The organism is Paenibacillus sp. 01T442, assembly GCF_056398345.1.
In genome coordinates this window covers 39,975-48,179 of record NZ_JBFTPF010000049.1, presented here as the reverse complement: position 1 = coordinate 48,179, position 8,205 = coordinate 39,975, and the positions used below count along the sequence as shown (strand labels likewise).

The window sequence follows — 8,205 nt, the reverse complement described above, 5'->3', positions numbered from 1 at the left end:
GTCTAATTGAGGGTCATTCGGTTTAGAGCGAAGCATGAGGTTCACCACTTTCAAGAGTATACTTATATTATACCAAATTAACGCGGTAATGTGATGAACTAAAAAGAAAATAATAAAGACTGTCGAGACTTTCTCGACAGTCTGAGTTTTTCCAGTTAGTCGCGGCTAGTCGGTCGTGAAAAGGCTCCCGCGTTACTTCCGATCCGCCGGATACACCAGCCCGATCTGTCTCCGCGCCTCATCCATAATAGCCATCGCCGCGCTGGAATTCGCATGTGAGTTCGTCGGGGACTCTAAGTCGCCCGCCTTAATCAGCCGGCTAAACTCCTCCGCCTCGTAGCGCATCGTTCTTGCGCTTTGCTCCCGCGTCAGATCCTCTACGGAGCCATCGCGGTAACGAATTTGCACTTTCTCAGGCTGGTTAATCTTATCGATGACCATGGTCGCAAGTTCGCCTTGAATTTCGGTCGGCAGGTAGGAACTAGCGATTTTGGAATGCTGAATCGCAGCATCCATCTCTTTGTAGCTTAGTAACAAGCTACCTTCGCCATCAACGCCTGATTCCAGCATCACCGCACTCGCTTGTACCCGCTCAGGCGCACCGAACAACACAACCAATGGATAAATACAATACACACCTAAATCCATCATCGAACCATTTGAAAACACCGGATTAAACGCATTCAACACAGTACCTTGCTTATAAGCATCATATCTGGACGAGTATTGACCATAGCTCGCAACATAACGACGCACTTTGCCAAGCTTATGTAAATTGTCTTGTACCGCTTTGAAGTTAGGCATGAGCGTTGACTTCAACGCCTCCATGAACACAACCTGATGGCTGCGCGCTGTGTCAATCATAGCAGCAAGCTCCGCCGTATTAGAAGCCGCAGGCTTTTCGCAAATCACATGCTTCCCATACTTCATGCAATGAACAGCATACTCCGCATGCAAGGAGTTCGGACTTGCAATATAAACAGCATCAAACGCATCACTTTGTGCAAATGCTGTTAAGTCTGTAAATTGATGTTCAACATCAAATTTCCCTGCGAATTCCGCAGCCTTTTCCGCCGTGCGTGAGTATACAGCGGTCAACTCGAACTCTCCTGTTTCGAGCGCCGCATGAATGAATTCCTCTGTGATCCAGTTCGTACCAATGACTGCAAATCGTATCATTTTCCCCATGACTCCTTCATCCTAGCTATATTCTTTGACTTCTACCCTACCAAATTCACCCTCCGAATTCAATCTCATCGCCCCTCTGATTTCCGCACAATCATTGAAATTTCCCGTAATGCTTGATCTTTACTTTCGTTTGACAATGAATCTCTATCTCGGGGTACACCTCACGCCAGTTCATAGCTTTCCATTCCTTATAAGGAACAATTCGCTTAATCTCGTTTCCCAGTCCGATGCTGTCCACATTATGCTTCTGCATAGCATTCAACATAGTTTCCATGTGCGAGGTAATTTTTTCTCCTATTTTGTCCTCAAGTGCATGCCGATCTTCTTCCTTGCTAATTTTCAAACTTCCCATGTACTCCAAAATAACACCGCTTACTGAAATCTCGAAATTCACGATGAACGAGTTACCACCCGCGCGAGTCGTGTGAATCCGCCGTTTGCTAATCAACGAATCGAACAGCACAAGTTCCTTCGCCTCTTCATTTTTACTTAGACGCATAGGTAAGGAACCTAACTTGAAATCTTTGCTTAACATCGCAAAGTAAATCGTTTCCTTATCATCAATCTTCATTAGATAACGATCATCCTGAAACAAGGCAATGCCATTTACCTTCACATGGTCGCCAATATCTTTAATAGTGGGAGCAATAGGATCAATACCATCATCGTAATAATCTCTGGTGAACTCATATAAGGTAACCTTTGGAATGCTCTGAAACCTCGTTTCGGATTCCATCATCCGATCAATATACTGCGCTGTTCGCAAGTAATTGCTGTAGTTTTTGATTAATAAGTCATGGGCATCTCCATCTACAACGGTCACTTTGACACGCGGTGAAACAGAAGGATCCCTCACAAGCGTATCGATGTCATCCCAAAATCCCCGACGAGCCAGCGTCGTCCCGAACAAAATATTACGCATCTGGCCGCTGACCAGAATCAATTGAGTTTGCCTAGAGAGATCAACTTTTGCACTTTTGCTACTATCGGAAATGGTCGTCAAGACTTCTCTTGGCTTCCGGCCTTCATCCACAGCTAGAGGAATACTATTGGTCACCTTGAGCATCCCCCCAGGCATTAAATCAAATGCTGTCGTATGTGTCAGTCCAATCTTCTCTAAGATCCGCTGGTCATTCCCGCAGCCTGTGATCGTCATCAGCAACATACAAGTAATCAGCCATTGAAACCGCGTCTTATACAAGCTGTTTTCGCCACCTTTGAATAGAAAGAATACCAATTAAACAGATCGGTAGGACAAAGCAATAAGCAATATTCAAATACGTACAAATAGTCAACCATTTACCCACTTCATCCAACACACTTGGCATTAACGAAATGAGAAAAGTGATTACCATCATAAATAACGTGATCCGCTTAAGCTTAAAATTTTTGAAAATTCGCTGCATACATAAACTCGCCGCCCAATGATACATGACAATCGTAATGAGAACCCGAAAAACAAGAAAACTAAAGAGGATATTCTCCGCTCGCTCGATAAAAGGAAATTTAATATACGCAAGTAAGTCGAGAAAAGGAAACATAATTAATTTCAACTGCTGCAAGCTATAGAAACCGAAGCAAATTAGGCACACACTCACATAAATAAGAAAGCTAAACGCACTAGATAGCTGTACACCTGTAATAAATCGCGTTTTCTGCTGAACATAGGGGAACAACAACATGCAGAGCTCATACCCCAAGAAAGAACCATATAGATTAAAAAAACCTGTCCAGTGCTCTTTCCCCTCTTGAAATATATAGTGCGTATATCGCGATAATTGCAAATCATTATAAAATGGAATTTCCAAAGGCATCATCCACAATACCAAAAAGAAAAATACGGTACTTGCCTTCACAATCGTATACACGCCTTTAATGAGCAGTAAATACGCAAGCAGGCTGATAATGAACATGAAAGACATCGGGTTTGCAGTTGGAAATGCAGTAACTTGGAAAATCAGAACATACTCCTTTGCAACCAGACTAGCCGTAAGTGACCAAGTTAGGCCAACAATGATATATAACGGAAAAACGATCCACTTAGGCAAGTAACTTTCAAAAATAGTAAATATATCTGCACCGTTTCCCATTTTCCAAACGACCCGTATTAGGTAAATATTAAACGCAGCGATAGCAGCGATGACAACTAGCATGAGCCAACCGTTATAGCCAAAATATTCTGCTGCAATACGTGGTAAAGCAAAAATCCCCACACCAACTTGTATCATATGAATCAAAATGAAGATATGGAAACCGTTCAACTTCTCATTCACGCACGGATCATCCTTATTTTCTCATTTTATTCTTCTGCGAATTGGTTGTCTTTACTTGACTCGGGCGCGCTGTCAACATAGAGAAAGGTCCCCGAATAAAAACATCTTTCCAATCAACCCATTTTGTAGGAGCAAATGGAGATAAATAGGAAGTCCCCAAGCTGGTTAATCCACATAAATGGATGACAATATAACCAATGCCCGCCATCAGACCGAAATTCCCCCATATGCCCGCTAACAATATTAAACCAAAGCGGATAAGACGAATCGATGCACTCATCACATAACTTGGAATAACAAAAGACGATATCGCAGATGAAGCGACTGCAATAATAAGAATGTTGCTCGTAAGCCCCGCTTGGACGGCTGCTTGACCAATAACAATACCGCCAACGATGCCAATGGTTTGTCCGATTTTGGTTGGCAACCGAGCCCCCGCTTCTCGCAATAGTTCTATCGTTACTTCCATCAACATCGCTTCAATAACGGGGGGAAAAGGCACCTTACTTCGTGATTCTCTTAACGTCAAAATCAACGCCTCAGGTATCATCTCATAATGATACGTAGTCACGGAGACATAGACAGCTGTAAACGTAATGGTTATCACAAAAGCGATAAACCGAAGCATCCGAGTAGCAGTCCCAATAGACCATCTCTGATAATAGTCATCCGCGGAAGAAAAGAAGTCGAAGAAAGCTGTTGGAGCGCTCACCACGGACGGACTCCCATCTACAATGGCCAGAATCCGACCTCCCACCAATTTGGAAACGGCCGTATCTGGACGCTCCGTCATTAAGAATTGCGGAAATAATGAATTAGGAAAATCATCGATATACTGAGAGAACATGTTGCCATCGTAGACGGCATCAATCTCAATTCCACGAATACGCCGAACAAATTCATTAACCAGATCCATATTCGCAATCCCTTTGATATACAGAACAAATACGACGGTTTTGGTGACTTCACCGACTTCTAGCTTGATCACTTTTAGATGAGAGCTCTTTACCCTTCTTCGCACTAACGAAAGATTCGTACCCGCTGTTTCCGTAAACGCATCATGCGGCCCCGTAATAACGGTCTCGGTCTCGGACTGTTGCACACTCCTAGCTTCAGGGCCATAAACAAAGAACAAATATATCTTCTCGTTATGAAAAATAGCCACTTGCCCAGACAGTATCCCAATGACAATTTCCTTAGGGTCATCCGATTCTTCAAATTGTGACTGCTCCAAAATGTGGCTTAAATCATCCGTTTGCACATTCGATAATGGATCCATGACTTCCCGAGACAATTGAGTGTGATCAATCATATGGGGAATATAAATAATATCAACTTGGACGCTAGGTATGTTTCGATGAAATACATCAATACAATCTTCAAATTGCTCCAGAATATGAGCTAAAGAAACCGACTCATTCGTATTGGCAGGCTCCGTTAACACAGGTATCTCAAATCGTGTAGGCTCTCGATCTACTTGCCGCGAGAAAGAAAACAATAAACGATCCCATATGGCCACGCACGATCCCCTCCTGCTAGAGCTTTCCATTATTCTGAGCAGTTACGCTTAAAATATTCCATTTCGCCCAAAAGTTGCGCTTAGGCGCGTATCTTGACACGAAACCAAATGGTTTCGTATAATGAGACATGTAACCAAACGGTTTCGCGTTGGCGAGTCCGATGTAAAAGTGATTTTGCGGGAAAACTAAGGGTAAGAGTAAATAATAACACTAAACACTGGAGGTTTTTAACAATGGAAAATCAAATGCAATCCCTACCTGATATTAAACAAACACTTGTTTTTAACGCACCTATACAAAAAGTGTGGAACGCTGTATCCACTTCTGAAGGCATCGCGGTTTGGTTCATGCCGAATAATTTCATGCCAGAAATCGGCTATGAATTCCATTTGGAAGCTGGCCCTTTCGGCAAATCCCCTTGTAAGGTTACAGAATTAGATCCCCCCAATCGCCTAAGCTTCTCTTGGGGCAAGGATTGGTTCTTATCTTTTGAATTGACCGAGTTAGATGGCAAAACACAGTTCACCCTCACCCATGGCGGCTGGGATATCGACAAAGTTACCGAATTCGGTCAACCGCATGATACGGTTCGCGATACGATGTCACAAGGCTGGGCAGGCATCGTCCAAAGGCTATCTGCTTACATCGAGGCTTAATATGGCCATTCCCGCGCAAAAGCATGACGTCTTCCAGGCCATAGCCGACCCCACGCGACGACATCTGCTGCAGCTTCTGGGTGATCAGGAAATGCCTGTCACTGTCATCTCAGGCCATTTTCCCATGAGCCGTACAGCGGTATCGAAGCATCTTCGTATTCTCGCCGAGGCCGGCTTAGTAAAAGAACGCAAAGTCGGCCGCGAGACCCGTTACCGATTGGAGGCCGAGCCACTGATGGAGCTCAAACGTTGGCTTTCCTTTTACGAGCGCTATTGGGAAAATAAACTCCATGTGCTCAAACGTTTCGTTGAGCAGGATGATGATGCAGCTGAGCTCACATTCACTCCACTTGAAGTGGTGGATCCAGAGAAATAGATCTTGCGAGAAGAGTCTCCGTTTGGGGAGGCTCTTTTGTGTTATGTGCCGTTGAGGTGGAGGTGGCTAGGGCGGCGGCGACTGACGGGATATGAGAGAGCGGTGGCCACCTACCGTGAGGGGCTGAGATGGGCCGAAAGCGAAGGAATACAGGCAGAGACCGATGGAGAGTTGCGGCGATCGATCGAATGGAATGGGCTATTGCAGGTCGCGATGAGCTGCGAGAATGAAATAAATGGAAAAACTCCAGTTAATTATGGCGTTTTCATTTGAAATCGCCAAATAGATGGAAATTATGTAGTTAATTCGAGGGGATTCGGCATATAGACCAAAAATTGAAGGGATTAGCTGTAGGAAATCCAGTTATTCGTTTAAAAAGACATTCCCCCTTCAAATTAGCGGGAGAAAATCCAGTTATTTGCACCAACCTCCCTCGGCGTGCGGATAGAGGCGCTCAGTTGGCCTTAGGGTGGGATCACTTTCACTTTCACTTTCACTTTCACTTTCACTTTCACTTTCACTTTCACTCTTACTCTCACTAAACTACGCTACACTCTACTCTACTCTACTCCAGTTCCCCCTCTCCCCTCACGGCACGTCAACTAGCTTCACTTCACTTCACTTCACTTCACTTCACTTCACTTCACCTCTACTCTAATCTACTCAACTCACTTCATCTAACAGCTTCCCCCCACTTCACTTCCCCACTCTCATCCTCATCCCTCACCCACACGCTTAACTCCTCCCCCTCCAACAAACTAACAAAAAGTAATTTACTTACTTGACGCAGAAGAATCAAAAGCGTATCATTAGTTACATAAAGTAATTAAATATATTTAAGTACATTAAACATATAAAAGGAGATGTTTTTCCATGATTTCACCGATTTTTGTGGGGCACGGTTCACCGATGATGGCGCTGCAGGATACTGCTTGTACGCAATTTTTACTCGAGTACGGTAAAAAGCTGTCACCCAAAGCCATCGTTATTTTCACCGCGCATTGGGAAACCGAAGTACTTACCATTTCCTCCACAAATGATGTATATGAAACCATCTATGATTTCCGCGGCTTTCCTGATGAGCTTTTCCAATTAAAATACCCAGCCAAAGGGGATGCCACACTGGCACAATCGATCGCGGAGCGCTTTCAAGCGAAGGGTATTCCTGTTCAGCTTGATCGTACACGCGGCCTAGACCACGGCTCATGGGTACCATTGTTACGGATGTTCCCTACACCTGAAGTTCCTGTCATTCAAATTTCGGTGAATCCGTATTTGCCACCTGCCGAGCAGTACCGAATCGGCGAAGCTCTGCGTGGCCTGGATCAGGAAGACATCCTGATCATTGGCAGCGGCGCCACCGTGCATAACCTGCGCGCGTTGAACTGGAATGCGACCGAGCCGGATGCTTGGGCGGTCGCTTTTGACGATTGGCTTGCCGCCAATATGCAAGCTAAGAATCTAGATGCGTTGTTCAACTACGCCACGGAAGCCCCTAATGCGAAGATGGCCGTGCCGCGCCCTGAGCATTTCATCCCGCTCTACATCGCGATGGGGAGCGGTGATCCTGAGCGGCCAGTCCAGATCATCCACCGCAGCTACGAGGTTGGATCGCTGAGCTATTTGGCCGTTTCATTCTAAGTAGCGCTGCATGCATGACTACCCGCATGAAATTGGTTAGGTTGCACATGCTAACATAACCAATTTCAACAAACAGAGGTGCTCAGGCATTGACATGGACGACTCGCATCATTCAAATCTTATTGGCAGCAGCGTTTGTCATGTTCGGGATTTTGAAGCTGTCCACCCATGAGCTGCAAATGGAAGTCTTCACATCGACCTACGGGTACAGTGTAGGTTTCATGTATATCGTCGGCGCCGTCGAACTCGTCGCAGGAGCCGGGCTCATCATCGGCCTTTGGCACCCGCGGATTAGCCTGCTCTCCGCTGGTGTTATCGCCATGATTATGGCGAGCGCAATGCTGACCCATATCCGCTCCCACGAGGGGATGCGGACATCGATACCGCTGCTGATCTTCCTCGCGATGGCGATATTCCTCGTTATCCGAAGCTCGCGCGGACAGGAGCGAGCGAGGGCCTAAGCGGCGCCACCAAGTAAAAAAGCGTGCGAGCCTATGGCCCGCACGCTTTTAAATTCCCTTTAACCATCCCATAATTGCATCTACCGCTTC

Annotated in this window: 8 protein-coding genes; 4 read left to right on the top strand and 4 right to left on the bottom strand. The window is 45.4% G+C overall.

Features of this window, described 5'->3' with window-relative positions; translation table 11 throughout:
• Nucleotides 1-192: 192 nt before the first annotated feature.
• The 4 genes from AC1DLM_RS25985 to AC1DLM_RS25970 form a co-directional block, all read right to left on the bottom strand.
• Complete coding sequence (locus tag AC1DLM_RS25985) at nt 193-1,179, bottom strand: Gfo/Idh/MocA family protein (protein WP_477571597.1); 987 nt, start codon at nt 1,177-1,179, stop codon at nt 193-195.
• 100 nt (nt 1,180-1,279) lie between these two features.
• Nucleotides 1,280-2,389: a Ger(x)C family spore germination protein gene (locus AC1DLM_RS25980; protein WP_477571595.1), complete on the bottom strand. Its 1,110-nt coding sequence runs from the start codon at nt 2,387-2,389 to the stop codon at nt 1,280-1,282.
• Complete coding sequence (locus tag AC1DLM_RS25975; RefSeq protein ID WP_441992604.1) at nt 2,382-3,461, bottom strand: GerAB/ArcD/ProY family transporter; 1,080 nt, start codon at nt 3,459-3,461, stop codon at nt 2,382-2,384. Before AC1DLM_RS25975 ends, AC1DLM_RS25980 begins: the two co-directional genes overlap by 8 nt.
• 13 nt (nt 3,462-3,474) lie before the next feature.
• A complete protein-coding gene (locus AC1DLM_RS25970) occupies nt 3,475-4,980 on the bottom strand; it encodes a spore germination protein (protein ID WP_477571594.1) in 1,506 nt (501 codons plus the stop codon).
• Nucleotides 4,981-5,214: 234 nt separating this feature from the next.
• Here AC1DLM_RS25970 and AC1DLM_RS25965 point away from each other — a divergent pair, with 234 nt between their 5' ends.
• From AC1DLM_RS25965 to AC1DLM_RS25950, 4 genes are all read left to right on the top strand, one after another.
• Nucleotides 5,215-5,637, top strand: coding sequence for an SRPBCC family protein (locus tag AC1DLM_RS25965; RefSeq protein WP_441992606.1), 423 nt, complete (start codon nt 5,215-5,217; stop codon nt 5,635-5,637).
• A 1-nt stretch (nt 5,638) separates the two neighbouring features.
• On the top strand, nt 5,639-6,013 hold the full coding sequence (locus AC1DLM_RS25960; RefSeq protein WP_477571593.1) for an ArsR/SmtB family transcription factor: 375 nt from the start codon (nt 5,639-5,641) through the stop codon (nt 6,011-6,013).
• An 873-nt stretch (nt 6,014-6,886) separates the two neighbouring features.
• Nucleotides 6,887-7,654, top strand: a complete 768-nt coding sequence (locus AC1DLM_RS25955; RefSeq protein ID WP_477571592.1) for a DODA-type extradiol aromatic ring-opening family dioxygenase — start codon at nt 6,887-6,889, stop codon at nt 7,652-7,654.
• A gap of 89 nt (nt 7,655-7,743) precedes the next feature.
• Nucleotides 7,744-8,115: a DoxX family protein gene (locus AC1DLM_RS25950; RefSeq protein ID WP_441992454.1), complete on the top strand. Its 372-nt coding sequence runs from the start codon at nt 7,744-7,746 to the stop codon at nt 8,113-8,115.
• The last annotated feature ends 90 nt before the right edge of the window (nt 8,116-8,205 follow it).

Bases quoted from the DNA above. Each gene is read 5' to 3' on its own strand.
- AC1DLM_RS25985 (WP_477571597.1), bottom strand. From the start codon at position 1,179: ATGATACGATTTGCAGTCATTGGTACGAACTGGATCACAGAGGAATTC.
- AC1DLM_RS25955 (WP_477571592.1), top strand. From the start codon at position 6,887: ATGATTTCACCGATTTTTGTGGGGCACGGTTCACCGATGATGGCGCTG.
- AC1DLM_RS25965 (WP_441992606.1), top strand. From the start codon at position 5,215: ATGGAAAATCAAATGCAATCCCTACCTGATATTAAACAAACACTTGTT.
- AC1DLM_RS25960 (WP_477571593.1), top strand. From the start codon at position 5,639: ATGGCCATTCCCGCGCAAAAGCATGACGTCTTCCAGGCCATAGCCGAC.